The sequence below is a fragment of the Methylocystis rosea genome, from assembly GCF_003855495.1.
Taxonomy (GTDB): Bacteria; Pseudomonadota; Alphaproteobacteria; order Rhizobiales; family Beijerinckiaceae; genus Methylocystis; species Methylocystis rosea_A.
The window spans coordinates 3,298,439-3,325,397 of the sequence record NZ_CP034086.1 but is presented as its reverse complement, the minus strand read 5'-3'; the positions used below and the strand labels follow the sequence as shown (position 1 = coordinate 3,325,397).

Genomic DNA, 26,959 nt, shown 5'->3' with positions numbered 1-26,959 from the left:
GCGGAACTCACCGCAACGCGGACTCGCCGAACTCCTCGAACATCTCCTTCATCGCGTGATATTCGGCGCCGACCTGGTAGCCGCCGAGCCACAACGCCTCTTCGTTCGAGAGGCGCTCATTGTTTTCGAGACGCGCTTCCAGTTCGCGCGCGCGGCGGAATCGCTGTTGGCGCGTTTCAGGAAGATGATGAACGGGGGCGACTTCCGATTTTGCATCGACAAATTGATTGGAATTCGGAAGCGGAGACGCTTGGACCTTTCCTGCCGCCTCGCCGGCGGCCTCAAGCCCCGCTGTCGTGTAGCTCTCTTCGCGCTTGGGAAACTCGACGAGTTTGCCGGCGTCCTTCGCCGCTTTGCGGACAATCACGTCGACCATGTCGCGCGCCTTGATCTGCCGCATGTCGGCCCGCAGCTGCGCGGCGCTTTCTTCGAGCAGACGTTTCTGCTGCGCGCGCGCTTCCATGACCGCCGCCTTGGGATCAATTCCCGCGAGTTCGGGGCAGATCGCTTCGCCCAAAAATTCCGCACCATCCTCTGAGAAGAGCCAGGCGCGCCCCATGTCCTCGGGGTCCATGCGCACGAAAACGCGTGTTTCGGGCATGACGTTCGGCGCCAGATAATAGGAATGATCGATGCGCACGCCCTTCTTGGTGACGATGCGCGTGCCATCGCCGCCGGCGATCGGAGCGAGCAGCAGATCGAGCGCGCGGACATCGTCGATGCGCCGCACGACGCCGTCGAACGCGGCGGCGATCTCGAAGGGAGTCGCGCCGTTCAAGCCGCTGTGCGGACGATTGGCGTAGCGCCCCCGGGCCCAATCGTCGCAGATCCCCTGCAGCTCCGCGCCGGCGTATTTCGGCTTCATCGCGCCGGCGTCGTCGAGTCCGAGCCGCTGCGAGAACGCCCGGCGCTCTTCGATCACCTTTCGATCGCCGACGTTGTGGCCGATGAACCCCTCGATCAGCGGCGCAAGATCATGCTGAAAGGTGCGCACCGCGCGTTCGACATGGCCTTTTTCCTGCGGCTGGAAGGGTCGCGACAGCTCGACTTCTATGCCGAGCGCCGCGAACAGACGTTGCGTGCTCTTGGCGGTGAAATCCGAGCCATTGTCGGTGTGAACCCGCTCGGGAACGCCCCAGGCGAGGATTGCCCGGCGGATGAGCAGCGCCACGGCCTCGGCGCGCGGCGTTTTCGAGACGTAAACGATAAGGCGACGCGAGAAGATGTCGACGCAGAGATAGACCGAATGGCGACCGTCGACGCACATGACGTCGGCCGGCGACGCGTCGATCTGCCAAAGCTCGTTGAGCCGCGACACGGGATGCGAGTTTGACCCCGTGAGCCTGTATTTGCTCTTGAAGGCGTCCGGATTCGTCGCCTTGGTGAGGAGAACCTTGTCCTCGCGCTCGATCTTGGCGCGCAGGCGCTGGAACGAGCGCAGCGAGACGCCGTTGATCGACGGAAATTTATCTTCGCAAAGCGCTTTGAGATGATCGCTCGTCAGATGCGGCTGTTTTGCGATGGCGGCGAGCAGGAACGCTCTTACCTTTCCCTGCTCGCCGGACTCTAGAGCACCCTTACCCCTACGCGCGGCGCCCTTGTCGACGCCGAGCCGTGAAATTCCATTGCGCAACTTAAGCGTGCGCCAGTGGCGCAGCGTGCGCGGCGTGACGACTGGGATCGCTTGCCGCACCCAGGGCGCGACCTCGATTTTTTCCATGCGGTAGAGCGCGACGAAGGCGCGGTCGGCGAAATTGCGCGACATGGCGCCGTCGCGCGCCAGGCGATCGGCGGCGGCGAGCAGCGCGAGACGCGCGTCGCGGGATTCAACGGCTGGCAGCGTTAGCTGCGCGTCATTCGCCGCCGATGTTTCGAGTGGCGAAAAACACTCCGCCTTCAGATCGACGGCGCCGACATGTTTCGCGACATAGGCGGCGAGAGTCGCGGACGGCAGAAGATCCATGTGGAATTCCAGTCCGCCGCCGCGACCCTGGCGCGCCCGCACCTTGTCATTTTGCGCAAGCCAGCCCTCGCGCTCGGCATAGTCGCGCCAGCCGCGCTCCGTGGCCGGAAGGCCCGGAAGCGCGAGCGATGCGAGATCTTGTGCCGAGAGCCAGTCGCGCATTGATCAGGCCTTCTCGTCCTTCTCGGCGTAGACGAGTCCGACGTCGGCCATGAATTGGCGCTTGGTCTTGTTGCTGGCCTTCGACCAACGATCGAGCAGGTCGGCGTAGATTCGCGCTTGCAGATCATCGGTTTTCGGCTTGTCGACGCCGATCGCGACGCGCGCCTGTGCGACGGTCTTGACCTCGCCGCCTCTGATCGCGGCGACGGCCTTGCGTTGACTTCCGCCGTCGAGCTCCGCGAGCTGTTTCAGCTCGTTTTGATTGTCCTCGATCATCGTCCCGCGCAGTTGCGGAATGACCAAGGGATCAAGCGCCTTGGCGATATGGACCGCCTCTCTGATTTTTGAATCCGAGAGGCCCACTCGCTCGGCGGCGTGCTTCGAGAAGCGCTCCGATAAAATAATGCCCGTTTCGGGCATTATTTTATCAAATTGAATCTGTTGATCTTTTCTCTTGCGGCCCCGCGCCTCGCCGCGTTTGGCGTCGTAGCGCCGTTTCGCTTCAGCGAGGAAGATCGCGCGATCGAGCGCCGTAAGTCCGGCGTCGGCGAGATTCTCGAAAATCTCCGAGTCGCGCGCGCCGTCGTCGCTCTCTGCGCGGATGACGACGTCGTCGCCGACGATGAGATCTTTGCGGCCGATCGCCCGCAAAACCTCGAGCCGATGCGCACCGGAGATAAGCTTATAGCCGACGCCCGTCGGCCGCACGATGATCGGCTGAATGAGCGGCGAAAGGCCCTCGTTGAGGCGCTGCTCGGCGATCGCCGCATAGGCGTCGACGGTCAGCTGATCGACCGGGCGCAGCCGGTCCGAGGCGTCGATCTGCGATAAGGCGATGGTCTGTGCGCTCATTCGGCGGGCTCTTGGTTTGAAAGGAAAGAGCGCGGCGGCCGGAGAAGGCCGTGGGAGGCCGGGAACACGGCCGCCGCGCAGTCGGGCGGGAGCAAGGGGGAAGACCGCCCGATGTGGTGGTTAACCATGTCTTAAGCCGCCCTCTTACGAGGTCTGGACGGGCTGGAACCGCGCGGGATACGCTTGATTTCCGGGCGAGGGGTCGCCTCGCGGGAGATCAGCTTGCCGTCTGCATCGAACCACTGCGGCCAAAGCTCGTTGAGCGGCACGCCGAGAAACTCGGCGATGGCCAGGTTCGCGCGCAGATGCGGGTGGATGAACGCCCACACCATCGTGGTCCGACGCAGGCCGACGCCGCGGCCGATTTCAGCCAAACTTGATCCGCGACGGCTAATCTCGGCCCGGATCGCATATCGATCCCACCCGCCTTTTATTTCTCTTGCCTGCAAGGACTCGCCCCGTTCGCTTAGACCAATGTTGGTCGAAGATTGCAGAGCTTTGGGCGACTGTCAATCAAGTTTGGTTTGCGTGGGCTCATGATCGGCCAAGATGAACCGAACTTGGTTGATTTTCCCGCGCGGCTCAAAGGCCTATTGGCGAAATATCCTTCCTACGCCGCCGCCGCCTCGGACCTCGGCATACCCGCGACGACCTTGGCGCGGCTCGCGCGCGGCGCGAATGATCCGGGGTCGGACACGCTGCTGAAGCTCGCGACGAGGCTGAATGTCTCAATGAGCTATTTGGCGGGAACGAGCGACGATCCGACGCCGACGCGCCTCGCAAAGCCCAGCCATCGCGAGAAGACCGCGCCGCTCGATGTGGCCAGGGTTCCCAAGCTCGACGTAAGGGCCGCAGCCGGCGCCGGATCGGTCAATCAAATGCACGCGGTCAATGCGACCCTGCCGTTCCCGCTCTGGATGCTGCATAAGCTCGCGGCGCCAGGCGCCAAGGTGAGCTTCATGCGCGCGTCTGGCGATAGCATGTGGCCGACCTTCGATGACAAGGCGCTACTCCTCGTGAATGAGAGCGAAACGGAGCTGCCCAGGATGGCTCCGAAGGCCTCTGGCGACCTCGATATTTTCGTCTTCCTGCAGGAGGACAATTTGCGCGTGAAGCGCCTAAGCCGTGTTGGCAAAGAGATTGTCGCGACGAGCGACAATCGAAAATATAGTCCCGAAATTCTGCGCGGCCCCGACCTCAAGCGCCTCAAGATCATCGGCCGCGTGATATGGTGGGATAATCGATTGTGAGGTAATTTCATGCGTCGTCTATCGCTGATCCTTTTTCTGCTCGCGCCACTCGAAGCGTTCGCCCAGACCGCTACTCAGGAGCGTTTCACTCGAAACGTTGCTCTTCTTATGTATGGCGAGTCTCGCTGCCCTAAGCTGCGGGTCAATATGCTGATCATTGCGCAAGTAGCGCCGACTTTTAAATTAAAGCCGGCTGATTGGGCCGAAGGAGGCCGCCTTCACCGCGTGTTGGCTAGTCAGTATCAGACGATTAAGGAGACTTTCGCGCAGGAGAGCGATGACGTGGTTTGCGGGATGATCGAAGACGGCTTCGGTCCGGATGGCACGATCGCTCCCGGGGTTATCAAGCGCCGCTGAAATCGCCTTAAATCCTGACTGACCCGCGCGCCGCGTGATATTGTGGGACAATCGATTGTAAGTCGTTTCGAAGAAAGGTAATTTACGGTGCACGCCCTTGTCACGGAGCGCATTGCATTATCTGAATTATTAGGAGGCCGGCCTTGCAATTTCAGGTCACGATCGACTGTAGCACCGCACCGCTTAGCGGGGATTCGATCTCGCGTAGCCAGGAACTCGCCAACATTCTAATCGCCGTCGCCGCGGATTTGTTGGACCAACGCTTGGCGCCTGGCGACAAACTGCCGTTGCGTGACCGCAACGGTCACTCTGTCGGAACAGCCCAACTGACCAAACAACCCCACGTGCTTTCGCTTCGAGCGTGCTCCTAAAGCACGCGGGAGGCGGCGCTGATCGTCTACGCCAAACAGGCGGCCAAGTGCCCGCCGTTGCGTCGGGAGCTTTTAAGACGCCGTGTCGACGCTTGGTTCTGAAGACGGCGAGCGCGGAAAGCGTGCGCTGGAGGGCACTGGACCCTAAGGCTGCCTTGGCTGAAATTCCGTTCGATTTTTGCGCCTATCTTTCGCACGCCGCGACCTCTTGAAAAGCTTAAGGGCGCGCCACTCGTGCGAAAGTCTTGATTTATGCACGCTCCGTCGTCGCCAACATGTCGAGCACGGGGCATGACGGGGCAAGGTCGCCAGAGCAACGGGCGATGGTCGCGCCAAGAATGCGCTCAAGCTTGGTAAGGTCGGCGAGCTTTGCCCGCACGTCATCAAGATGAGTTTGCGCAATCTCTAGCACCTCGGCGCAAGAGGCGCGGGACGGCTCGGCAAGAGCCAAGAGAGCGCGGATTTGCTCGATGCTAAATCCAAGTTCGCGGGCGCGGCGGATGAAGGTGAGCCTTCGGACGTGCGCCTGTTCGTAGGCTCGATGTCCGCTCGCCGTCCGTGCCGGCGGCGGCATGAGCTCGATACGCTCATAATAGCGCACGGTTTCAAGTTTGACGCCCGTCGTCGCCGCGAGCCTGCCAATCGTCAAGGGCTGCATGGATTTTTCTCTTGCGCCTGTAGTCACTACAGGGTGCAGGATAGCCCAACCATCAAGGAAGGACGAGCCATGACCACCAATGACGCCGCGCAAGCGACTACGCCAGCCGTTGCTTCTCCTCCCGCTCCGACGTGGTTCGCAGCGTTGGGGCTCGTCGCGGGTCTCGGCGCGGTCGTCGCCTCCTCGTGCTGCGTCATACCGCTCGGCCTCGCAGCGCTCGGCGCGGGCACGGGCATTCTCGGCGGCCTTGAGATGGTCGCCGAATGGCGCGTCCCGCTTCTGGCGATCAGCGCCTCGGCCATTGTCGGGGGATGGGGCTTATGGTGGTGGAAGCGTCCGGCTCCTTGCGCTTCAGGTTCGGCGTGTGCGTCGCCGCAGCGATCACGCGCAACGCTGGGGCTGCTCCTGTGCGTCTCACTCATTGTGGTGCTGGCGGCGAGCTGGAGCTATATCGACCCCGTGCTTCTCAAATTTTTCAAGGGGCGCTGAGTGCAACTGGTCTCGACGATAACCTGCCCATCTTGCGGCCACCAATCGGCTGAAACGATGCCAACGGATGCCTGCCAGTTCTTCTACGAGTGCAAGGGCTGCGGGACGTTACTCAGGCCGAAGGCTGGGGATTGTTGCGTCTTCTGCTCTTATGGCGACGTGCCATGTCCGCCAATTCAGGAGGCGAAAGAGCATGGCCGCGCCGCCGGATGCTGCTCGGGTGCACCCCTCGCATAAGGCCCATTATGGAACCCGAACGAAGGTCTGGAAATGACGCGAAGCAGTCGTGCAGCCGATGGCGCCGCTAATGACCCTAAGCAGTCATATCTGGGCTGCGCGTCGCTTCAGCTTTCTCCTGAAAAGCGATTGCGGCTTTCTGTATGATTTCGTTGGCTCGTTCCTCGAAGATAGCTTTCATAAAAGCCTGCTTATCAGTCTCCATTTTCAATCGGTAGAAATTAATCGTTTGAGCGTCAGACAATTCGATAGGTACAGTAACCTCGCCTTGCTGTGGTATGCTTACAGTAATATCGACGATGATTGGGCGGGGCTTGAAGACTCGCATTACGATTTGCGCATCCTTCAAATCCATCGGTTCAGCGTATCCTTTCGTCGCATCAAACTTCAGAATTTGCATGTTGCTACGAAAACGTATCGTATTCAGCACATCAAACTCTAAGCTCTTGGTGTCCTTGCGTTGAATAAAACGAACTCCCGGCGTCAGAGGAACTGGAACCTGTGGGTATGTGACAATCCCCGCCTGCGACAAAAAGCCGGACCAAAAATTAAGAGCGTTCGTGAGCGCTAAGTCGAGATTACGCTTTGTTCCATCCGAGCATTTTGCCATTATTAAGGTTTGAAAATCCGAGTAGATTCCTTCGGCGTCTTCAAACAGCGTTATGGCAACTACTTCTTGAACATCATCTGCAGAGGCTATCAACGAAGTGCCCTGCGGCGTCCTTCGTTTGACTTGTGCGTGTTTGGTCGCATTCGCTACATCTGCGATAAGGCGATAATCGGGACATGCAGCCTCAATGTCTCTTCGTGATTTGGCCAACTGGGCGGGCAAATGTTCCCGGATATGGAAAAGAGCAGTTGCTAAGCCTATAGCTGCTCTAAGATGCTGGTCCCTCCCGGACTTTCTTTCGTCACGTTTGATGACGTATTCATCATGTGCTGCAATGACACTATTCATAAACAATGCTCCGAGATCGTCGAACATTGTCGCCCTCCCGTGCTTTGCCGTGAAGCGGCCACTATACAGCACGGGCGGTTGCACCGAAGGCATGTGGTGGCGGAGCGCGCGCTTAGTTGCATAAGACCAAATCCGGGATCTAAAGCGATGTCCGGTAATGGCGCTTTGCGGAATTCAAATCGACCCACGGCTGCTGTTCAAAGCCCCTTTCCAGTTCCTAGTTTACAAATACGCTAGACTATTCCAGACAGGGCGCTCTCCCTAGATGTTTGGACGTTTCGCTGCTTTGGTCCTTGCACTCTCGATCGGCGCTGACTTCCGAGTTCGCGTGCCAGGCCAAGCTGCAACTCCCGCTTTTCCCGGCTTTTTTGATTTTCGAGGCGCTGCGCCGCGCAAGATTTTAGGCCATTTGATCTGTCGCGGCGCATACCGCTGTCAAAGCCCTGCGGAACGCGCCATCGCCCGCTTTTCCGGGCCATATGACCACTCAATCCCGCGCAATCCCACCTAAACCCGCCGAGGCCATCTGATCTGTCGCGTTACAGATCACGTGCAACGCAACGCATCAGGCGGCCTAGCTTGTCCCAAAATTTTTGGCGTGGGTTGAGTTTCATTCGTTCTACTGTGAAGTCCAGCATTGGCGGATCGCAGTTCGGCGCTCGCTAACCGCAGTCGCCCGACATGGAATTCTTAAGAGGTACTCGATGATCACTCGCCAGCTTGGCGCGAACGGCCCCATTGCATCAGCCATCGGACTTGGCTGCATGGGCATGTCGGACCTTTACGGCGCTTCGGATCGCGCGGAAGGCGTCGCCACCATTCACGCCGCTCTGGACGCTGGCGTCACGTTGTTCGACACCGGCGACTTCTACGGCATGGGCGACAATGAGATGCTGATCGAGGAGGCGCTGCGCGGCCGCCCGCGCGACGGCGTCATCCTCAGCGTCAAATTCGGCGCCCAGCGCGATCCGGACGGGAACTGGATCGGCTTTGATGGGCGGCCGTCCGCCGTGAAGACGGCGCTCGCCTACAGTCTGAAGAGACTTGGGGTCGATTATCTCGACATCTATCGCCCGGCGCGACTCGATCCGAACGTGCCGGTCGAGGAGACTGTCGGCGCGATCGCCGACATGGTCAAGGCGGGCCATGTGCGGTTTATCGGACTCTCGGAAGTCGGCCCGGAGACGATCCGCCGGGCGGCCGCCGTTCACCCGATCGCCGATCTGCAGATTGAATATTCGCTGGTTTCGCGGGGGATCGAAAGCTCGATCCTTCCGACGTGCCGCGCGCTCGGGATCGGCCTCACCGCCTATGGCGTCCTGTCGCGCGGGCTGATCAGCGGCCACTGGCAAGCCGGCGCGCAAACAGGAAGAGGAGATTTTCGCGCGAGCATTCCGCGCTTTCAGGGCGAAAACCTTGGAAAGAATTTGGCGCTCGTCGAGGAAATCAAGCGTATCGCCGACGCCAGGGGCGCAACTGTCGCGCAGGTCGCCATCGCCTGGGTTTTGTCGCGCGGCGACGACGTAGTGCCGCTCATTGGCGCGCGGCGGCGCGACAGGCTCGCCGAATCGCTCGGCGCGCTTGCGTTGACGCTCGATCGCGAGGAGCTTTCCGCCCTGGAGAATCTCGCGTCTTCCGTCTCCGGAGCGCGCTACGCGCAGGCGCAGATGGCGCATCTCGACAGCGAACGACGTTGAAATCGCGTCAGGAAGCCCAGGATCGGCAGAGGGCGGATCGCGAACGAGACGACGTCGGCCAAAGTTCACGCTGATCGAGATTTCCGCGGACGGGCGCGCCGTTGCCGGTCAAATCATTCGGTCACAATTATCGGCTTGCTATTTGCGCCTAATCGGCAAAGATCCCGCTTTCCTCATCTCACCATGGAAGCCTTAGATGCAGCGACAGTTTGACTCTTTCGTTTCAGGCGCCCCCGATGTTCTCGCCGTTCACTGGGGCTGGGTCATAGCCCTTGGAATATTGGTCGGGGCGCTTGGAATCCTCGCAATCATCCGAGCCAGAATGGCGACGTTCATCGCGGTCGGCTTTCTTGGCGCGCTGCTTATCGTCAGCGCGGTGTCGGTTCTCATCTTCGCCTTTTCGGCCGCGGGCCTGTGGACAGATTTCTTCGTCCACGTCATCTGGGCGGTTCTTCTGGCGATCGTCGGAATCATGCTGCTGACGCGCCCGGCGATCAGCGCGGAAGCGATCACGCTCCTCATCGCCTTCTATTTCATTGCCGAAGGCATACTCGTCATCGGTTTTGCTCTGACCTCCCAGATCGACGGTCTGTGGATGTATCTCCTGCAAGGCGGCGTCGCGCTGCTACTGGGCGCGCTGTTGGTGACCGGATGGCCGTTCACCGGGCTGTGGGCGATCGGCACCTTCCTGGGCATCGATTTGCTGTTCAAAGGATGGGGAATCATCGCTCTCGGCTTTGGCCTTCGGGCGATCTCGGAAGGCGCTCTGCTTTAAGCGTCTGGACGGGCGCGTGAGCGCCCGTCAGCCTCGATCGGGCGGGTTGGTCGCCGTCATCAGGCCGGAGCCGAACAAAGCTCCCGCCACCCCTGTTGGGGAAGCGCGCGCTCGCCAATCAGTAGGCTGAAGCGTACGACACGGCTGCGCCGGCTTGCCTTGAACCATCCGCGGCGACCGGATCATGACGGAAGCGGCCCGCCACATTGCCGGGCCGAGGACATGGCAGCCGCCACCCCGGCTCGAACGCGGGACCCCACCCAATCGCTCAACCCTATGAGGATTCGAGCGCTATGCCAAGAACGACGCGAGCTGCTCGCTGACAAGCGCAGAGTTGGCGCGCCTCGGGAACGCGTGAGGCCGCTCAGGCAAGCCTTCTGCCCAGCCAGTCTATCATATTTTCGACTCCTTTGACGACCAACATGATGAGATCATTGCTAATTTTGAGGAAGAATGCCCCTCACGCCCCATCTTCGCCGGCTCGAAGCCGAAGCGGTTTTCATTTTGCGAGAAGCGGTGGCCGAGTTCCGGCGTCCGGTGATGCTCTATTCCATCGGCAAGGATTCGAGCGTGATGTTGCATCTCGCGCTCAAGGCCTTCTATCCAGCCAAGCCGCCCTTCCCGCTGTTGCATGTCGACACGACGTGGAAGTTTCGCGAAATGATCACGTTCCGCGACCAAACCGCGGCGCGCGTCGAAATGGAATTAATCGTTCATACGAATGAAGACGGACGAAAGCGCGGCGTCTCGCCTTTCACCTGCTCCTCATCCGCATACACGCAAGCGATGAAAACCGAGGCGCTCAGACAGGCGCTGAACGACGGCGGATTCGACGCGGCCTTCGGCGGCGCGCGCCGCGACGAGGAAAAAAGTCGGGCGAAGGAGCGCATCTTCTCGCTTCGAACCGCTTCGCACGGATGGGATCCTAAGACTCAGCGCCCCGAACTTTGGCGGATTTTCAACGCTCGTCTGGGAGCCGGCGAGACCATGCGGATCTTTCCGCTGTCGAATTGGACCGAGACCGACGTCTGGGATTACATCGCCGCGGAGAACATCCCGGTCGTGCCTCTTTATCTCGCAAAGGAACGGCCGGTCGTTCGCCGCAACGGCGCTTACATCATGGTCGACGATGAGCGGTTTCCGCTGGCGCCAGAAGAGGTCGTCGAATCGCGGCGCGTGCGCTTTCGAACGCTGGGTTGCTACCCGCTGACGGGAGCGATCGAATCCGAGGCGGACACGCTTGAGGCGATCATCGCGGAAATGCGACAGGCCTCGACCTCTGAACGTCAAGGCAGGCTGATCGATTTCGACGAGTCTGCGTCGATGGAGCGAAAGAAGCGCGAGGGCTATTTCTGATGACCGCCCCCTTTATCGCCGATGCGGAAATCCTCGCAAAAGCCCAGCCAAGCCGGACGCGGCCCACTTTGCGGGTCTTGACCTGCGGATCGGTCGACGACGGCAAGTCGACGCTCGTCGGGCGCCTTCTCTATGAACGTCAGCTGATCTTCGATGATCAACTTGCCGCTCTGCGCAGCGACTCGCTGCGGCACGGCACTTTGGGCGAGGAGATCGATTTCGCTTTGCTTGTCGACGGACTTGAGGCCGAACGCGAGCAAGGCATCACGATCGATGTCGCTTACCGCTATTTCTCCACCCCGGCGCGTTCGTTCATTTTGGCCGACGCGCCCGGTCATGAGCAATATACGCGCAACATGGCGACGGGAGCGTCACACGCCGAGATAGCCATACTGCTCGTCGACGCGCGCAAGGGTCTGCTGACTCAGACGCGGCGACATGCGACGATCGCCTCTCTCCTTGGCGTTCGGCACATCGTGCTGGCCGTCAACAAAATGGATCTTGTCGATTACGACGAAGCCGTGTTTGAAAGAATTGTCGGCGAATTTGAAAGCGTCGCCGCATCGCTCGCCTTTCGCTCCGTCGAAGCAATCCCCATCTCCGCCCGCCACGGGGACAATGTCGTCGCCGACTCGGCGAATATGCCCTGGCGTGACGGCCCCAGTCTCTTGACCTATCTCGAAAACGCCGACGTCGAGACTGATGGCGGCGAAGCGCCGCTGCGGCTGCCGGTGCAATGGGTCAATCGCCGAAGCGACGCCTTCCGCGGCTTCGCCGGCGCCATCGCTTCCGGGCGCCTCCAGGTCGGCGATGAAATCGTGGCGGCCGCCTCCGGACGGAAAACCACAATCGCGCGTATCGTCGCCATGGGCGGGGACCTGTTCAGCGCCGCTGCGCCGGACTCGGTCATGGTGACCTTCGCCGACGAAATCGACGCGTCTCGCGGCGACGTTCTCTGCCATCCGACCACGCGCCCGAACGTCGCCGACCAATTCGCCGCGCATCTCATTTGGATGAGCGACGACAGCCTTCTGCCTGGCCGTTCATATTTGATGAAGATCAACGGCCGGTCTCTTGCCGCGAGCGTGACAGACATCAAGCACAAACTCGACGTTGATACTGGCGCAAAGAGCGCCGCCAAAACGCTGAGCCTCAATGAGATCGGCTTTTGCAACGTCGCGACCGCCGCCCCCGTCGCCTTTGACTCTTACGATGAAAACCGCACGACGGGCGCCTTTATCCTGATCGACCGCTTCAGCAATGCGACCGCAGCCGCAGGAATCATCGCCTTCCCTCTGCGACGCGCGACAAACATTCATCTTCAGGAGCAATCCGTCTCCAAGGCGACGCGCGCGCGTCTCAAACATCAGACGCCCGCGGTCCTTTGGTTTACGGGACTTTCCGGCGCGGGAAAATCGACGATCGCCAATCTCGTCGAATCAAAGCTTGTCGAACGTCACGCCCATACGCTGATGCTCGACGGCGACAATGTGCGGCACGGCCTCAACAAGGACCTCGGCTTTACCGAAGCCGACCGCGTCGAAAACATCCGTCGTGTCGGAGAAGTCGCGAAACTGATGGTCGACGCGGGCTTGATCGTGCTTTGCGCCTTCATTTCCCCCTTCCGCGCTGAGCGGCGGATGGTGCGAACGCTGGTCGGCGAACAGGAATTCATCGAGATCTTCATCGACGCGCCTCTCGATGTGTGCAAGGAGCGTGATCCCAAGGGATTGTATAAGCGCGCGCTCGCCGGCGAGATCAAGAATTTTACCGGCGTCGATCAGCCCTATGAAGCGCCTGAGTTTCCCGAACTGCAGCTGAGTTCAGCCGAGCGCTCGGCCGAAGCCATCGCCGATCAGATCGTCGCTTATCTTGAGGCGAACGGGATGTTGGGGGTCTAGTCAGTGCGGCGCAGCTCAGCATCGGCTTCATCATTCCGCCTCGCTCCTCTGCGATTTCGTAATTCGTGCGCACGTTGGAGTAAAAAGTTGAGCCTAGCCTTTGAATCGCTCGGACGGGGTTACTATACGAGGGTCGGCGGCTAGCTCGCGGAGTTTCGCCGCATCATTGGCGCTGTTCTGATCCAGGACATGCGCTCACGCTATGGATACAGTCATATCGGCTATTTGATCGCAATCGCCTGGCCGCTTTCGCATATTGGCGTTATCATGTCTGCTCACCTGCTGAAGACCAGCATCGCCCCTGTTGGCGACAGCCCAGCGACGTTCGTCGGAACTGGCGTCGTGCCTTATATATTATGTCTTTATCCTGCACGTCTGTTGGCGATGGCCATTCCGCAGAATCGCCAATTGTTGAACATCCCAGTCATCCAGCCGCTCCATCTCATTTTCAGTCGTTGCATCCTGGAAACGCTCAACGCTCTCATCGTGCTTGCGCTATTCGTGTTTGTCGTCAGCTTGTTCGATATTGACATCTTGCCTGTAGACACCGCCAAAGCGATTGGCGCCGCCGTGTTTCTCGGCATCGGTCTAGGATTTTTCAACGTCGTCATGTGCGCGCTCGTTGGGAATTTTTTTCTGCTTTTCTTCATCCTCGTCATGATTGGCCTTTACATGATCTCGGGCGTCTTTCTGCCGCCGACTGCGATGCCAGCAAGCGTTCGGGAATACATGGCATATAACCCTCTACTGCATCTGGTTGAATGGCTGCGCTCGGCTTATTATACAAGCTACGATATCGAGCTCATCAACAAGTCCATGGTTCTGTGGGTCGGCGGCATCAGCCTGACGCTCGGTCTCATTGGCGAGCGGTTCTTGCGCGGCAAATTCTTCTCCTAACTCGCGCTTCGAGCTTTTTTCCGCAACGAACCGATTACAGAGCGGTTTCTGCGCGGACATGCAACGAACCGAATGACCCTGATCTAAACCGCTTGCCCGCGACACGCGCTTCGCCTAGACCGGCGCGGCACGCATGGAGGCGAGATGAGCAACATAAAAAGGATCGGCGCGGGGCCGCGTATGAGCCAGGCCGTCATTCGCGGCAACGCCGTCTACACGGCCGGCCAGGTGGCCGACAAGACCAAGGGCGGATCAGTCGCCGATCAGACTCGCGAAATCCTCGCGCAGATCGACGCGCTCCTCGCCGAAGCCGGCAGCGCCAAGGCCAATATCCTGTCGGCGACGATTTACCTTGCCGACATCGCGACCTTTGCGGAGATGAACGACGTTTGGGACGAATGGGTCGACAAGGCCAATCCGCCTGCGCGCGCCACCGTCGAAGCGAAGCTCGTGGCGCCGGCCTACAAGGTTGAGATCGCCATCATCGCGGCGCTTTAGCGCCGCTCAGCGGATTTTCCGGGTCAAAAGCGTAGCGGATGGTCTCGAAACGCATGCCGCGCGCGTCGATGAGCAGCAGACGGCCGACCAGCCCCTCGCCGAAGCCGACGATCTCGCGAACGACTTCGAGCGCCATCATGGCGCCGACGATTCCGGCCAGCGCGCCGAGAACGCCGGCTTCTTCGCAGGTGGGGATTTCCCCCGCCTGCGGGGGGCCCGGAAAGAGGCAGCGATAGGTCGGGTTAGGGCCGCCGTCGGGACCGCGGTCGAAGGGCCGCAGCGTCGTCAGCGACGCGTCGAAGCCGCCGAGCGCGGCCGTCACGAGCGGCTTTCTTTCGTAATAGCAGGCGTCCGAGACGAGATAGCGCGTCGCGAAATTGTCCGAACCGTCGGCCACGACATCGTAGCGCCCGATCAGCGTCCGGGCGTTCATCTCATCGAGTCGCAGCGCATGCGGCTCGACGAGGACATGCGGATTGAGGCGCGCGATAGCGTCCCGCGCGCTTTCGACCTTGGGCCGGCCGACGTCCTGCGTCGCGTGGATCACCTGGCGCTGCAAGTTGGACAGCGAAACCGCGTCGTCGTCGACGACGCCGAGCGCGCCGACGCCGGCCGCGGCGAGATATTGCAGCAGCGGCGCGCCGAGGCCGCCAGCGCCGACGACGAGAACACGCGCATCCTTGAGCTTGCTCTGCCCCGGCCCGCCGATGTCGCGCAGCACGAGATGCCTCGCGTAGCGTTCGATTTCTTCAGGCGAAAGGCTCAAGAAGACGCTCCGGCGCCGCGCGGGATTGCGGCGGCGCGACCATAGCGGCTTCGCTCTCTTGTCTCCAGCAGCGAGTTGCAAGCGCAAAAATGACGAGGGTCAGGGTTGGACGGGCTGCCGCTTTTTCACCGATCGACGGTCCTCGGCGGACGCCTGGCTCGTTTCGCGCAACGCCTCAAGGCCGACGCCGCCGAGCGCGGCCGCGCCGCGCGCATAAGCGATATTGTCGAGGAACTGTCGCGCGCAATTCTCCCAGGTGAAGGTCAGCGCATGCGCGCGCGCCGCCTCCCTGCTGATGTCGAGCGCCGCCAGCGCGGCCGTCCCTAGATCCTCGTTCAGCGCGCCCGCGCCGCTCGCCCCGATGACGTCGAGCGGTCCCGTGACCGGATAGGCTGCGACCGGCAGGCCGCAGGCCATGGCTTCGAGCAGCACGATGCCGAACGTGTCGGTGCGGCTCGGAAAAACAAAGACGTCAGATGCCGCGTAGAGCGCCGCAAGTTCGGCGCTCGTTTTGACGCCGAGGAATTTCGCCTGCGGAAATTTGGCTTCGAGCCCCGCGCGCGCCGGTCCGTCGCCGGCGACAAGCTTCGTGCCCGGCAGATCGAGCGACAAAAACGCCTCGATGTTTTTCTCGACGGCGAGGCGCCCGGCGTAAAGGAAAATCGGCCGCTCATAGGGAAGCGGCGTCGCCGCATCGGGGGTAAACAACGCGTGGTCCACGCCGCGCGACCAGCGCAGGACCCGCCGAAATCCCCGCTCCGACAATTCGCGCGACAGGCTTGGCGTCGACACCATCACGCCGGCGCCGGCGTTATGGAAGCGGCGCAACGCCGCATAAGCGACCCCGACGGGAAGCCCAAAACGCGCCTGGATATATTCGGGGAAGCGCGTGTGGAAGCTCGTGGTGAAAGAGCGGCGCGCCCGCAAGAGGACGGCGCGGGTCACAAGGCCGATCGGCCCTTCCGTCGCAATATGGACGTGGTCATAACCATTTTCGAGCCGCCGGCGAACGGCGCGCGGCGAAGCGAGCGCCAGCGCGATCTCCGGATAGGTCGGCATGGGCAGCGAATTGAAGTCGCGCGGGGTCAAAAAGTCGATCTCGGCGCCCAGCGCGCGCGCCGACTGCGCCATGGTCTCCAGCGATCGGACGACGCCATTGACCTGCGGACGCCAGGCGTCCGTCGCAACCAATATTCGCATCAAGCCGCCGCCGCTCTCTCGGGCAAGGCCCTGGCGCGCTCGGCCGCGTCGGCCGCCTCGCGTTCAGCCGCCGTCTTGTGCCACCGCAAAATCTCAAATGCGCCATCGTCATGTTCGGCGATCGCGGTGCAGCTTTCGACAAAGTCTCCGGTATTGACGTAGAGCTTGCCGCTGATCGTCTTGATCGTCGCGTGATGGATATGTCCGCAGATCACGCCGTCAACGTTGCGGCGGGCCGCCTCGGACGCGAGGGCGTTCTCGAAATCGCCGATGAAATTGACGGCGTTCTTGACCTTCAGCTTCGCCCAGGCGGAAAGCGACCAATAGCCGACGCCGAACATGCGGCGCGCACGGTTGAACCAGGTGTTGACGACGATCGCAAAATCATAGGCCCAGTCGCCGAAGAAGGCGAGCCAGCGGGCGTTGCGCACGACGATGTCGAACTGATCGCCGTGGATGACCAGCATGGTCTTGCCGTCGGCGGTTTCATGCAGCGCGTGGTCGACGACATCGACGCCGCCGAAGTTGAGGCCGGTGTATTCGCGGGCGAATTCGTCGTGATTGCCCGGCACGTAGATGACATGCGCGCCCTTACGAGCCTTGCGCAACAGCTTTTGAATCACGTCGTTATGCGCCTGCGGCCAATACCAGCCGTTTTTCAGCCGCCAGCCGTCGACGATGTCGCCGACAAGATAGAACGTGTCGGCGTCGTTATGTTTGAGGAAATCGACCAGCAGTTCAGCCTGGGCGCCGCGTGCGCCCAGATGCAGATCGGACAAAAACAGCGTCCGATAGCGCTTCACTGCATATTCACTTGCCGGATCCGACATCTGCGCTGTGTTGGAGCGCACCGCTTGGGAGACATTCACCCTGGCGTTTCTGTCGAGCATGAGCTGTCCGCCTCTCGCCTTCGCCGCTTGGCCTGATTGACCAGATTCGCATCACAGCCAGATGACATGGCCGTCTCGGCTCGAGCAGGCGCAAGCGCGGGGGTTCGCTGTTCGATATTTCGAACGCAGTCGGCTATCTTGCCGATCGATTCTGAAACCTACGGGCGCAGCTGAAGCGCTGGAGATCATGGGCGTCGAAGGTCAGGACAAGCAAAAAATGTTGCAGGCGGGCGCGCTGGCGCTTTCTGGACAGCTCGGCGCGACCGTGCAGCGGCTGCGGAAAGCCTATAATTTGTCGCTTTCCGAACTCTCTTCGCAATCTGGAGTCGCCAAGTCGATCATCAGCCAGATCGAGCGCAATGAAACCAATCCCACGCTCGCCACCATCTGGCGTCTCGCGCAGGCGCTCGACGTCTCGATCGAGCGGGTATTGCAGACGACGGAAGACGGACCCTTCCTCGAGAAAACCAGCAAAGCGGACACGCCCATCCTGGTCTCCGACGACGGCAAATGCCGGCTCGAGATCATCGGCTGGATCAAGACGGTCGAGTGGCTGCAGTGCTATGAATTCGCCGCCGCGCCTGGAGGCGTATTGGAATCCGAGGCGCATCAGCGCGGCTCGGTCGAGAGCCTGTCCGTGCGCGACGGCGAGCTTGAGGTCGAGGTCGCCGGAGCGAAGTCCAGCGTGAAGGCTGGGGAAACCCTGCGCTATCGCTGCGACCGGCCGCACATTATCCGCAACCTCGGCAAAACGCCGGCGCAGGCGACGATGGTGTGCATTCTGAAGGCGGCGGTGATGGAATGACCCGCCGCCGCGGACGCGCGAAGCGTTCTGCGGCGGTGGATGGCGTGTCCCTCGGTCAGGAGGAGTGCAACTCGCCGACGTGCTTTTGCGAGTAAAGCTGGACGCCGAGCTGCTTGATCAACTCAAGCTGCGTCTCGAGGAAGTCGATGTGCTTTTCCTCGCTCTTCACCACGCCTTCGAAAAGCTGCTCGGAAACGCGATCATTGATCGAGAGACAATAGGCCGCGGCTTCGAGATACAGCTCGCGGGCGGCGAACTCGGTCTCGAGGTCCGCCTTAACGATCTCCTCGACGGATTGGCCGATGCGCAGCGGATCGAGCACCTGCATATTCGGGAAGCCCTCAAGGAAGAGGATACGCTCGGCGAAATGATCCGCGTGACGCATCTCCTCGATCGACTCTTCCCGCCATTTCTTGGCGAGTTCGAGAAAACCCCAATTGTGGAATATGCGGTAGTGCAGCCAGTATTGATTGACCGCGGTCAATTCTGCGCGCAACCCGCGATTGAGATAGTCGATGACCTTCGCGTCACCGCGCATGTCCGCATCCTTTCCATGAAAATAGACTTACGCCGCCAATTCGTCGGCGCGACAGCCTTCACAATCGCCGCTCCCCGAGCACTCATCCAATCCTCTCGCGGCGTGCTGGTCGACGATGGCGACAATGCTGCGCACGCAGCGCCCGCATTTCGCCTCGCAGCCCATATGCCGGAACACAGCTGAAACCGAAGGCCGGTCACCGCGTGGCCCAAGCGTATCGCGCACATCGCGGTCCGACAGGACGTTGCACGAACAGACGATCATTACTTAGCCTAGTTTGGAAAGGTTGCAAACTACTTTCTGGAAAGGTTGCAAATTTCCCTTCTTTGGAAAGATTGCAAACTACCTTTCGTATCAGTAGGTTACAACATCTCCTTCCGTTTGCCAACTCTCGCGTGTCGCCTTTCGGACAGACCCGCGCCGATGACCTCTGATTGGCAAGGACCATGCCGGTTTATCAAATACATCTCGAACGGATTGGTCTCGCGGCAAGTGTAAAAAAACGAGCCGCGAACGACGTCCGCGGCTCCTGATCTCGGGGCTTCTTGGGGTTAAATCTTTCCTACCAGTGACGGTGTCCCCAGCCGCCGCCGCCCCAGCCGCCGCGTCCGCCCCACCCTGGTCCACCCCATCCCGGTCCGCCCCAGCCTGGTCCACCCCAGCCTGGGCGTCGCCAACCATAGCCGCCGCCCCAGCGGGGACCACCCCAGCCGTAGCCGCCGCCCCAGCCATAGCCAGGCTGCCACCAGCACCGGTAGGGTCCGCACACCCAGCGCGCCTTCTCGACGCCGGGGCGGAGCTGAGCCGCGGGCGCGCGATCAATCCCCGGCAGCGCGGAAGCCTCTGGCGCGAATGCGTTCGAAGCGAGAACGAAGAGAAGCGCGGCGAAGGCCGGCTTGACTGGCGCCGATAGGGTTTTGACGGCTGCCGATCTCATGGAGCATCCTCCTTTTGAGAAATGATGGAACCGTTTTCCAATTACGGCGAATGCGCTGAACCGAGGCTGAAACTTCCGTTCATCAGAGGGTTATGAATGTCCAAACTCCTGGGCGCCCTCGATCAGGGCACGACGAGCACCCGCTTTGTCTTGATGGACAAGGTCGGCGGGATCGTCGCTAAGGCGCAGCGCGAGCACCGGCAAATCTATCCCCGCCCCGGCTGGGTCGAACATGACGCGGCCGAGATTTGGCGCAATGCGCAGAGCGTGATCCAAGCGGCGCTGGCCGAGGCCAACCTCTCGGCCAGCGACCTCTCGGCCGTCGGCGTCACCAATCAGCGCGAGACGACGGTCTTGTGGGATGCGGCGACCGGCGCGCCGCTTCATCACGCGATCGTCTGGATGGATACGCGCACGCAGGCCGCCGTCGACCGGATCGCGGCGCAAGGTCTGGGCGATCTTGTCCGCGCAAAGACGGGACTGCCGCTCGCGACCTATTTTTCCGCGCTCAAGCTCGGCTGGCTTCTCGACGAAATCCCCGGCGCCCGCGAAAGAGCGGCGCGGGGCGCGGCGCTGTTCGGCACGATCGATTCCTGGATCATCTGGAATCTGACCGGCGGCCCCGGCGGCGGCCGTCATGTCATCGACGCGACCAACGCCTCGCGCACGCAGCTGATGAATCTCGAAACACTGCAATGGGACGATGAGCTGCTGCGGATCTTCGACATTCCCGCGGCATGCCTGCCGAAAATATGCTCGTCGAGCGAAGTCTATGGGGAATGCGTCGGCGCGCTCGCCGGCGTTCCGCTCGCCGGCGCGCTTGGAGACCAGCAGGCCGCGCTGCTCGGGCAAGCCTGCGTCAATGTTGGCGACGCCAAGAACACTTATGGCACCGGCTGTTTTCTGCTGATGAACGTCGGGGAGACCTCGCGCATATCGACCAAGGGCCTGCTGACGACGCTCGCCTATCAGCTTGGCGACGCAAAACCCTGTTACGCGCTGGAAGGCTCGATCGCGATCGCCGGCGCTCTGGTGCAGTGGCTACGCGACAATCTCGGGATCATCAAAGAGAGCCGCGAGATCGAAGCGCTGGCGAGGAGCGTGCCGGACAATGGCGACGTCTATTTCGTGCCGGCCTTCTCTGGACTTTTCGCGCCACGATGGCGTGGCGACGCCCGCGGGATCATCGCCGGGCTGACGCGTTTCTCCAACAAGGGCCATATCGCCCGCGCGGCGCTCGAAGCCGCGGCGTTTCAGACCCGCGAAGTCCTGGCGGCGATGATCGCCGACGCGGGCGTTGAGATCAGCGCGCTCAAGGTCGATGGCGGCATGGCGGGGAGCGATTTGTTGATGCAGTTTCAGGCCGACGTCATCGACGCGCCGGTCGTCCGCCCCAGCCAGCTGGAGTTGACGGCGGTCGGCGCCGCCTATGCGGCGGGCCTCGCCGTCGGCGTTTACAAAAGCCTGGATGACATCGCCACGCACACGCGACAATCGCGTCGCTTTACGCCCCATATGAGACCGCAGGAGCGCGCGCGCCTGATCGCATCCTGGGAAAAGGCCGTCGAGCGTTCCCTCGGCTGGGCGGTCTGACAAGTTGGAGACGGCGCGCTATTCGAAATCCGCGCTCAAACCGTGCTTTTCGAGCTGCTTTTCGACCGCGTCGAGAATTTTCTGCAGCTCCTCGATGCCGATCGGCGTTTCATCATCGGGCGCGTCCCAATGTTCGAGGTCGTCGAGACGCACGATGAAATCGGCGTCTTCTTCAGATTCGCCGTCCGGCGGCGCGGCGGGGATGGTGAGCGTTTTCCCGGCGCGGCGCACGCGAATCGCGCCCTCCGTCACTTCGACCTGATAGCCGCCTGCGCGTCGCGCCATCGCTCCCTCCAGCCTCGCAGCCTCATGCGTCGAGAAGTCCGGCGCGAGCGGCGGCCTTGCGCATGAGGGTGGGCAATCCTTCTTTACCGAGATTGGCGCGCGCCGCCCAGCGGCAATCTGAAGGCGCCGCTTTGGCGCGCGTTTGCGCAACGAATACTGTCGCCTCCAGGGCGAAATGGGTGAACACATGCGTCACCGGCTCTTCGAGCGCGCGCCACCGCGCCGCGCAGGGCGCGAAACCCGAGAATTCCGCGGCGGCGATGTCCTGCGTCAAAGGCGTCGAAGGAAAGGCGTTCATGCCGCCAAAGAGCCCCCGCAGGGGCCGGCGCAGGAGCAACGCCTCGTCGCCGCGCCGCAGGATAAAGATCGCGCCGCGGCGTCTGGGCTTCGGCCGCTTGAGCTCGCGCGCTGGGTAGTCGCTCTGCGCGCCGAGACGCCGCGCGGCGCAGAAAGACGACAGCGGACAGGCAGGGCAGTCCGGCGTACGCGGCGCGCAAACAAGCGCGCCGAGCTCCATCAGCGCCTGAACGGAATCGCCGGGGCGCGCGGGGTTCATGAGCGCCGCGGCCTTTTCGCGAACGAGCGGCGCAATCTTGCGCGGCGGCGTCTCGATCGCGTGCAGACGCGCGACGACGCGCTCGACATTGCCGTCGACGGCGACGCAGGGCTGATCGAAAGCGATGGCGGCGATCGCCGCCGCCGTATAGGGACCTATTCCGGGAAGCCGGCGCAGCGCCGCTTCCTCGCGCGGAAATCCGCGGGCGGAATCCACGACCGCGCGGGCGCAGGCGTGCAGATTGCGTGCCCGGGCGTAATAGCCGAGCCCCGCCCATTGCGCGAGAACGTCATCGAGCGGCGCGCGCGCCAGATCATCGATCGCCGGCCAGCGCGACAGGAAGGCCGCATAGCGCTCCTTCACCGTCGCGACGGTCGTCTGCTGCAACATGATTTCGGAAAGCCAAATCCGATAGGGGTCCGGCGCTTCGCCGGCCCGCGCGCGCCAGGGCAGGTCGCGCCGATGGACGTCGTACCAGGCGAGCAGCGCCGCGCCCGGTTTGGTCGATCTCGCGCGAGGCTTTATCATGAGAGCGATTGATAGAGGGCGAAGCCTCGCCCCGGCAAGGAGGGCGGCGTCGCCGCAAGTCCAATGAGCGTCCCCATGCGCGCCAAAGGCTTCAAAGCGCGCTCGCTCGCGGATTACGTTGCGCGCGAACTCGACCCGCTCATCGCCGCGCGCGGCTTCGGAGAAGCTTCGCTGCTCTTGTGCTGGCGTGAGATCGTCGGGGCGCGAATCGCGCGTATCTGCGCGCCCGCCTCGCTGCAGTGGCCGCCGCAGCGGCGGGCGAAGCCGGCCGACCCGTCGCCGGGCAAACGCCGCGAAAAGACGCCGCGAGAGCCGGCGACTCTCGTGCTGCGCGTGGACCCCGGCTTCGGGCTTGAGGCGCAGCATCTCGCCCCGACCATTATCGATCGGGTCAATGCCCATCTCGGCTGGCGCTGCGTCGCGCGGATCGCGCTACGACAGGAAGCGATACACCCCGCAGCTGCGTCTCGGCCGAGCCTTGGCCGCGCGTCCAAGCCCGACGCGGCGGCGCGCGCGCGCGCCATCGCGGCGGCCGAGGGCGTCGCCGAGGAAGGCCTGCGCGACGCGCTTATCAGACTCGGCGAACGCGCGCTCGCCGGCCCGAGCGGCGCGCCCGGCGACGCTTGACGGCGCCCCGATCCGCCCTTGCGAAGGCTTGCAATCGCGAACGCTTGCTTTTAGGTTCGCGCCGCTAAACGCCGCCATAGCTCAGTTGGTTAGAGCACCAGATTGTGGATCTGGGGGTCCCCCGTTCGAGCCGGGGTGGCGGTACCATATCTTTCAATTAGTTATGTCACGTTTTTTTCTGTTGTGCATTGGTCAATCACTCTCGGTAAGCATTCGGTAAGCAGAACACAGCTTCCAAGACGTTGTGGCTATGAGCCCGACAACGATGGGATCATCGCTGCGCCGCCCTGTTGGCCCTGGTGAGGCGTTTGCCGCACTGGACGACACCAGATCATCTGACCGCGATAGGATTGTGCGGCGCGGGACTGACTCTCCTGGGCTTTATCGGCTGTCGCTGGTCCGACAGATTTCTCGTCCCGTCGTCGGAGGGTTGTTTCCCAACTGGTTCGGCGATTCGCTCGACGGCACGCTGGCGCGCTATCGAGCAATTGAGCGACCGCACTACGGCTATTTCATCGACCATTCGTCCGATTTTATCGCTCAGACTCTGATCGTCGTCGGTCTCGGCGTCTCGTCCTAATTCACGGTCGGCTCGTCTCTGCTGGGCTCTCTCTCTATATTCTGATGAGCTCCTACACCTATCTGAGAGTTGTGACGGAGCGGGTGCATCGCCTCTCATATGGCGGCATGGGAGCGACGGAATTCCGCCTGCTCGTCGCCGCATGGGCGCTCGTCGCAGCCTGGCTCGGGCCCGGCGTAACCGCGACGCAGGCCTATGGCTTCGCGGTGCTCGAAGTAGTCATCGGCGGGCTGTCCGCAGCGACCTTCCTTGGCTTCGTCGTCGTGATTCAGAAGGATCTTGCGCATGCAGCGCGACGATCGAATCGCGCGAGCCGGCCGAAGAGGCGCAATATTTATCCCTCCTCTCCGGCAATGTTGGATGGGCTCCCAGCCAGCCCCAACTCAACGATCCCTTGTCCGCGAGCCGCAACGCATGACCTGAACCCGAGCCCAGGGAATAGCGGTGCGGCTCTTCGATCAAGTGGCTACAATTGCGTGATCGGTCGCTCGCTTCCGATGCCACTCCGCTTACATTCGCCCCGCGCTCTCCCAGAGCTCCACGACGTCAACTCATACACCTTTTGATCGCATAGCCGAATCGCTGGTGGGTGCCCTCTGGCATTCCGTTTATGTCGGAATGTGTCCGTGTTGAAGATCTCGGGCTTGCCATGCTCGCCAACGCTCCATTCACCGCTTCGCAAAACTCCGCCTCCATCGTGATCGACACGCGATGCGCCAGGGCGTCGTCGGCCTCCGGCATGTGGCTACGCTGATGAAGCGAACGAAGCGCTCTATCACGTCGTCGACCATGTTGAGGATGCGGACCCGCCGGACACAAGCGAACTGGTCATGCACGAAGTCCAGCGAACAGCGTGCGTCCGGCCTTGGCTCTATCAGGATCGGCGCCCGTGTTTCTGATAGCGCGGCGGAGGGCTCGGCGCTTGCACACCGTGAGCCCTTGCTCGCGATAGAGCCGATAGATGCGGTTCTTGCCGGAACGCTCGCCTTCCTGACGCAGCAAGACGATTAGCCTCCTATAGCCAAAGCGGAGGCGCGCGTTGGCTAAATCCCGAAATATTACACGCAGTTCCTTATCCGGCGGCCGCTTTGGCGCATAGCGAAACCGTCGTGCGGTCGAGGCGACGATGCTGCAGGCCCGACGAAAGGCCCCATGACGGCCCGAAGGTGCGCGACGGCTTCGCGCTTGGCGGCGGGCCCTACCATTTTTTGCCAGAAGCTCCCGGAGTGCCGCTGCGTCGAGCATCTGGTCCGCCAGAAGCTTCTTCAGCCGCGCGTTCTCTTCCTCGAGCGCCTTCAAAAGCTTGGCTTCGGAGACGTCCATCTCGCCAAACTTGGCTTTCCAATTGTAGAGCGTCGCTCGGAAACCGAATATTTGCGCGCTAGGGCTCGGACCCATAAAGTTGTTGGCTTGGGTGCGACATCGACAGCTTCCGAAAGGAAGCAATGATTCCCGACCGTTTTTGGCTGACCGACGCCCAGTTTGCGAAGATTGCGCCGCACCTCTCCACTGACACTATTAGCACGTTCGTCGTTTTCCGATTCTGCGCGGAATTCCCGAACGGCTGAACAGTGAATCCTTCATTGCGACAGCGATGGAGGCGAAGCATGGCTCGGGCCTGCAGCCAGGATTTGCGTGATCGCGTGATCGACGCCGCGTTGGCGGGATTGCCGGCTCGCCATGCCGCAGCGCGGTTTGGGATCGGCGACGCGACGGCGATTGTGTGGATGCGGCGGGCGCGCCAGACGGGCGAGCGAAAGGCGCGCAAGCAGGGCAGCCGCGACGCTCGAAGGTCGATTCACATCGCGACTATCTGCTGGGACTGATCAAGGCGACGCCGGATTTGACCATCAGCGAACTCTTGGAGCGGCTGCTCGCCGAGCGCGGCGTTAAGGCCAGTCGCGCGAAGCTGTGGACGTTTCTCGACCGCTGCGGTCTGACATTCAAAAAAAGTCCGCCCATGCGAGCGAGCAAAACCGGACGGACATCATAAAGCGACGCCAAGACTGGTTCGATGGTCAGCTCGACCTCGATCCCAAGAGGCTCATCTTCATCGACGAGACTTGGGCGACCACGAACATGGCGCGCAAGAGCGGCCCCCCGCGAAGGGCGAGAGGCTGCACGCCAGCGTCCCGCATGGACATTGGAAAACGACGACCTTCGTCGCCGGCCTTCGCCACACGGACTTAACGAAGCCTTTTGTCCTCGACGGACCGATCAACGGCCTCTGGTTCCAGGCCTATGTCGATCAGGTTCTCGTTCCAACGCTACGCAAAGGCGACATCGTCGTCATGGACAATCTCGGCAGCCACAAGGGCGCTGGCGTGCGCAAGGCGATCGAGGCGGCAGGCGCAACGCTGCCTTATCTCCCGCCCTACAGTCCGGATTTTAACCCGATCGAGATGGCCTTCTCGAAACTCAAAGCGTTGCTGCGAAAGGCCGCCGAGCGAACCGTCGACGCCCTCTGGGATAGGATCACCGCCGTGCTCGAAGAGTTCACGCCGCAGGAATGCGCGAACTACTTCGCCGCCGTCGGATATGAGCCCGTTTTATGTGAATCCGCTCTAGGGGCAAGGCGCGAGTAGACGATCGGCGCGTGATCAGCGGGATTGTCCACGTGCTGAAATCCGGCGGGCGCTGGATCGACGCGCCGTCGGAAGACGGGCCGCGGAAGACGCTATACAATCGTTATGTCCGGTGGGCGGCCAAGGGCGTGTGGGTCAATCTCTTCCACGCGCTCGCGCAAGCTGGGGCCCGCCGCCGTAGCTTCTCCGCTTCTCATCGACTCCTCCGCGGCCAAGGCGCATCGCTCCGCCAGTAGCGGCAAAGGGAGGAGCGCGCCCAGGCGATTGGTCAATCGCGCGGCGGGCGCACGACCAAAATCCATCGCTGACAGACGCTCAATGCCGACCCGTCGCCTTCATGCTCACGGGCGGCAATGTCGCCGATTGCACCGCCGGCGCAGAGCCTCTGTCGAAGATGCCCACCTGTGACATCCTGCAAGGCAATAAAGGTTACGACAGCGACGCCATCCGCCGGCAGGTCGAGAATGTTGGCGCGATGCCGAACATCCCGCCCAAGGCCAACCCTTCCCTTACCGAAACCGCAACGCCATTGAGTGCATGTTCTGCCGGTTGAAGGACTTCAGGCGCATCGCCACGCGTTATGATCGAAGCGCGACTAACTTTCTCGCAGCCGTCTGCATCGCGGCGACAATCAGCTATTGATGGAGT

Annotated in this window: 28 protein-coding genes, 1 tRNA gene and 3 pseudogenes; 17 read left to right on the top strand and 15 right to left on the bottom strand. The window is 61.8% G+C overall.

Annotated elements, in window-relative coordinates; translation table 11 throughout:
* Positions 1–7: 7 nt before the first annotated feature.
* The 3 genes from EHO51_RS16095 to EHO51_RS16085 all read right to left on the bottom strand — a co-directional run bounded on the left by EHO51_RS16095 (position 8) and on the right by EHO51_RS16085 (position 3,351).
* Positions 8–2,125, bottom strand: coding sequence for a DDE-type integrase/transposase/recombinase (locus EHO51_RS16095; protein ID WP_124739721.1), 2,118 nt, complete (start codon positions 2,123–2,125; stop codon positions 8–10).
* A gap of 3 nt (positions 2,126–2,128) precedes the next feature.
* Positions 2,129–2,977: a ParB/RepB/Spo0J family partition protein gene (locus EHO51_RS16090; protein WP_124739720.1), complete on the bottom strand. Its 849-nt coding sequence runs from the start codon at positions 2,975–2,977 to the stop codon at positions 2,129–2,131.
* A gap of 131 nt (positions 2,978–3,108) precedes the next feature.
* Positions 3,109–3,351 (bottom strand): helix-turn-helix domain-containing protein, encoded by a 243-nt coding sequence (locus tag EHO51_RS16085; RefSeq protein ID WP_245434634.1) that lies wholly within the window; start codon positions 3,349–3,351, stop codon positions 3,109–3,111.
* Between the two features lie 186 nt (positions 3,352–3,537).
* Between EHO51_RS16085 and EHO51_RS16080 the strand changes: the two genes are divergently transcribed.
* Positions 3,538–4,227 carry an XRE family transcriptional regulator gene (locus tag EHO51_RS16080; RefSeq protein WP_164479417.1) on the top strand — a complete coding sequence of 230 codons (690 nt, stop codon included), beginning with the start codon at positions 3,538–3,540 and terminating at the stop codon, positions 4,225–4,227.
* Positions 4,228–4,236: 9 nt separating this feature from the next.
* A complete protein-coding gene (locus EHO51_RS16075) occupies positions 4,237–4,584 on the top strand; it encodes a hypothetical protein (protein WP_124739717.1) in 348 nt (115 codons plus the stop codon).
* Between the two features lie 621 nt (positions 4,585–5,205).
* Here EHO51_RS16075 and EHO51_RS16065 read toward each other — a convergent pair.
* The gene (locus EHO51_RS16065; RefSeq protein WP_124739716.1) at positions 5,206–5,613 is read right to left on the bottom strand and encodes a MerR family transcriptional regulator; all 408 of its coding nucleotides are present in this window, start codon (positions 5,611–5,613) and stop codon (positions 5,206–5,208) included.
* A 69-nt stretch (positions 5,614–5,682) separates the two neighbouring features.
* Between EHO51_RS16065 and EHO51_RS16060 the strand changes: the two genes are divergently transcribed.
* Together EHO51_RS16060 and EHO51_RS20945 are read left to right on the top strand one after the other, a co-directional pair.
* A complete protein-coding gene (locus EHO51_RS16060) occupies positions 5,683–6,102 on the top strand; it encodes a mercury transporter MerT (RefSeq protein WP_124739715.1) in 420 nt (139 codons plus the stop codon).
* Positions 6,103–6,339 carry a GDCCVxC domain-containing (seleno)protein gene (locus EHO51_RS20945; RefSeq protein ID WP_124739714.1) on the top strand — a complete coding sequence of 79 codons (237 nt, stop codon included), beginning with the start codon at positions 6,103–6,105 and terminating at the stop codon, positions 6,337–6,339.
* Positions 6,340–6,415: 76 nt separating this feature from the next.
* Here EHO51_RS20945 and EHO51_RS16050 read toward each other — a convergent pair whose 3' ends face one another.
* Positions 6,416–7,324, bottom strand: a complete 909-nt coding sequence (locus EHO51_RS16050; protein WP_124739713.1) for a hypothetical protein — start codon at positions 7,322–7,324, stop codon at positions 6,416–6,418.
* Positions 7,325–8,001: 677 nt separating this feature from the next.
* On the opposite strand from EHO51_RS16050, the gene EHO51_RS16045 reads away from it, so the two are divergent.
* From EHO51_RS16045 to EHO51_RS16020, 6 genes are all read left to right on the top strand, one after another.
* On the top strand, positions 8,002–8,994 hold the full coding sequence (locus EHO51_RS16045; RefSeq protein WP_124739712.1) for an aldo/keto reductase: 993 nt from the start codon (positions 8,002–8,004) through the stop codon (positions 8,992–8,994).
* A 322-nt stretch (positions 8,995–9,316) separates the two neighbouring features.
* The gene (locus EHO51_RS16040; protein WP_018406686.1) at positions 9,317–9,769 is read left to right on the top strand and encodes an HdeD family acid-resistance protein; all 453 of its coding nucleotides are present in this window, start codon (positions 9,317–9,319) and stop codon (positions 9,767–9,769) included.
* Positions 9,770–10,222: 453 nt separating this feature from the next.
* On the top strand, positions 10,223–11,125 hold the full coding sequence (cysD, locus tag EHO51_RS16035) for a sulfate adenylyltransferase subunit CysD (RefSeq protein WP_124739711.1): 903 nt from the start codon (positions 10,223–10,225) through the stop codon (positions 11,123–11,125).
* Positions 11,125–13,026 carry a sulfate adenylyltransferase subunit CysN gene (gene cysN / locus EHO51_RS16030; protein WP_124739710.1) on the top strand — a complete coding sequence of 634 codons (1,902 nt, stop codon included), beginning with the start codon at positions 11,125–11,127 and terminating at the stop codon, positions 13,024–13,026. The genes cysD and cysN overlap by 1 nt, the downstream gene beginning before the upstream one ends.
* A 189-nt stretch (positions 13,027–13,215) precedes the next feature.
* A complete protein-coding gene (locus EHO51_RS16025; protein ID WP_124739709.1) occupies positions 13,216–13,923 on the top strand; it encodes an ABC transporter permease in 708 nt (235 codons plus the stop codon).
* 144 nt (positions 13,924–14,067) lie between these two features.
* Positions 14,068–14,421, top strand: coding sequence for a RidA family protein (locus EHO51_RS16020; RefSeq protein ID WP_124739708.1), 354 nt, complete (start codon positions 14,068–14,070; stop codon positions 14,419–14,421).
* Here the strand turns inward: EHO51_RS16020 and EHO51_RS16015 are convergent.
* From EHO51_RS16015 to EHO51_RS16005, 3 genes are all read right to left on the bottom strand, one after another.
* A complete protein-coding gene (locus EHO51_RS16015) occupies positions 14,405–15,187 on the bottom strand; it encodes a HesA/MoeB/ThiF family protein (protein ID WP_124739707.1) in 783 nt (260 codons plus the stop codon). The two genes, EHO51_RS16020 and EHO51_RS16015, sit on opposite strands and share 17 nt — an antisense overlap.
* Before the next feature lie 99 nt (positions 15,188–15,286).
* A complete protein-coding gene (locus EHO51_RS16010; RefSeq protein WP_124739706.1) occupies positions 15,287–16,387 on the bottom strand; it encodes a glycosyltransferase family 4 protein in 1,101 nt (366 codons plus the stop codon).
* Entirely contained in the window at positions 16,387–17,217 is an 831-nt protein-coding gene (locus EHO51_RS16005) for a UDP-2,3-diacylglucosamine diphosphatase (protein ID WP_164479457.1), read from the bottom strand. Before EHO51_RS16005 ends, EHO51_RS16010 begins: the two co-directional genes overlap by 1 nt.
* 247 nt (positions 17,218–17,464) lie before the next feature.
* On the opposite strand from EHO51_RS16005, the gene EHO51_RS16000 reads away from it, so the two are divergent.
* On the top strand, positions 17,465–18,082 hold the full coding sequence (locus EHO51_RS16000) for a helix-turn-helix domain-containing protein (RefSeq protein ID WP_124739704.1): 618 nt from the start codon (positions 17,465–17,467) through the stop codon (positions 18,080–18,082).
* Positions 18,083–18,137: 55 nt separating this feature from the next.
* On the opposite strand, the gene bfr is transcribed toward EHO51_RS16000, so the two are convergent.
* The 3 genes from bfr to EHO51_RS15985 form a co-directional block, all read right to left on the bottom strand.
* Positions 18,138–18,620 carry a bacterioferritin gene (gene bfr / locus EHO51_RS15995; protein ID WP_029649358.1) on the bottom strand — a complete coding sequence of 161 codons (483 nt, stop codon included), beginning with the start codon at positions 18,618–18,620 and terminating at the stop codon, positions 18,138–18,140.
* A 27-nt stretch (positions 18,621–18,647) separates the two neighbouring features.
* Positions 18,648–18,884, bottom strand: a complete 237-nt coding sequence (locus tag EHO51_RS15990; RefSeq protein ID WP_014891379.1) for a (2Fe-2S)-binding protein — start codon at positions 18,882–18,884, stop codon at positions 18,648–18,650.
* A 298-nt stretch (positions 18,885–19,182) separates the two neighbouring features.
* Positions 19,183–19,557 carry a hypothetical protein gene (locus EHO51_RS15985; protein WP_124739703.1) on the bottom strand — a complete coding sequence of 125 codons (375 nt, stop codon included), beginning with the start codon at positions 19,555–19,557 and terminating at the stop codon, positions 19,183–19,185.
* Between the two features lie 96 nt (positions 19,558–19,653).
* Between EHO51_RS15985 and glpK the strand changes: the two genes are divergently transcribed.
* Positions 19,654–21,150: a glycerol kinase GlpK gene (gene glpK / locus EHO51_RS15980; protein WP_124739702.1), complete on the top strand. Its 1,497-nt coding sequence runs from the start codon at positions 19,654–19,656 to the stop codon at positions 21,148–21,150.
* A gap of 18 nt (positions 21,151–21,168) precedes the next feature.
* Here glpK and EHO51_RS15975 read toward each other — a convergent pair whose 3' ends face one another.
* Together EHO51_RS15975 and EHO51_RS15970 are read right to left on the bottom strand one after the other, a co-directional pair.
* On the bottom strand, positions 21,169–21,435 hold the full coding sequence (locus EHO51_RS15975; RefSeq protein WP_018406673.1) for an Imm74 family immunity protein: 267 nt from the start codon (positions 21,433–21,435) through the stop codon (positions 21,169–21,171).
* A gap of 22 nt (positions 21,436–21,457) precedes the next feature.
* Entirely contained in the window at positions 21,458–22,519 is a 1,062-nt protein-coding gene (locus EHO51_RS15970; RefSeq protein ID WP_124739701.1) for an A/G-specific adenine glycosylase, read from the bottom strand.
* A 75-nt stretch (positions 22,520–22,594) separates the two neighbouring features.
* On the opposite strand from EHO51_RS15970, the gene EHO51_RS15965 reads away from it, so the two are divergent.
* The 3 genes from EHO51_RS15965 (at position 22,595) to EHO51_RS20705 (ending at position 23,726) form a co-directional block, all read left to right on the top strand.
* The gene (locus tag EHO51_RS15965) at positions 22,595–23,146 is read left to right on the top strand and encodes a DUF721 domain-containing protein (RefSeq protein WP_124739700.1); all 552 of its coding nucleotides are present in this window, start codon (positions 22,595–22,597) and stop codon (positions 23,144–23,146) included.
* Positions 23,147–23,216: 70 nt separating this feature from the next.
* A tRNA-His gene (locus EHO51_RS15960) sits at positions 23,217–23,293 on the top strand.
* A gap of 205 nt (positions 23,294–23,498) precedes the next feature.
* Positions 23,499–23,726, top strand: a complete 228-nt coding sequence (locus EHO51_RS20705) for a hypothetical protein (protein ID WP_205788972.1) — start codon at positions 23,499–23,501, stop codon at positions 23,724–23,726.
* A 95-nt stretch (positions 23,727–23,821) separates the two neighbouring features.
* On the opposite strand, the gene EHO51_RS20700 is transcribed toward EHO51_RS20705, so the two are convergent.
* Positions 23,822–24,013, bottom strand: coding sequence for a hypothetical protein (locus EHO51_RS20700; RefSeq protein WP_205788971.1), 192 nt, complete (start codon positions 24,011–24,013; stop codon positions 23,822–23,824).
* 489 nt (positions 24,014–24,502) lie between these two features.
* Positions 24,503–25,111, bottom strand: a pseudogene (locus EHO51_RS15950) (transposase); the annotation flags it as partial.
* A gap of 222 nt (positions 25,112–25,333) precedes the next feature.
* Between EHO51_RS15950 and EHO51_RS15945 the strand changes: the two are divergent.
* A pseudogene (locus EHO51_RS15945) lies at positions 25,334–26,311 on the top strand (IS630 family transposase).
* Positions 26,290–26,953, top strand: a pseudogene (locus EHO51_RS15940) (IS5 family transposase); the annotation flags it as partial. The pseudogenes EHO51_RS15945 and EHO51_RS15940, both read left to right, overlap by 22 nt.
* Positions 26,954–26,959 lie beyond the last annotated feature (6 nt).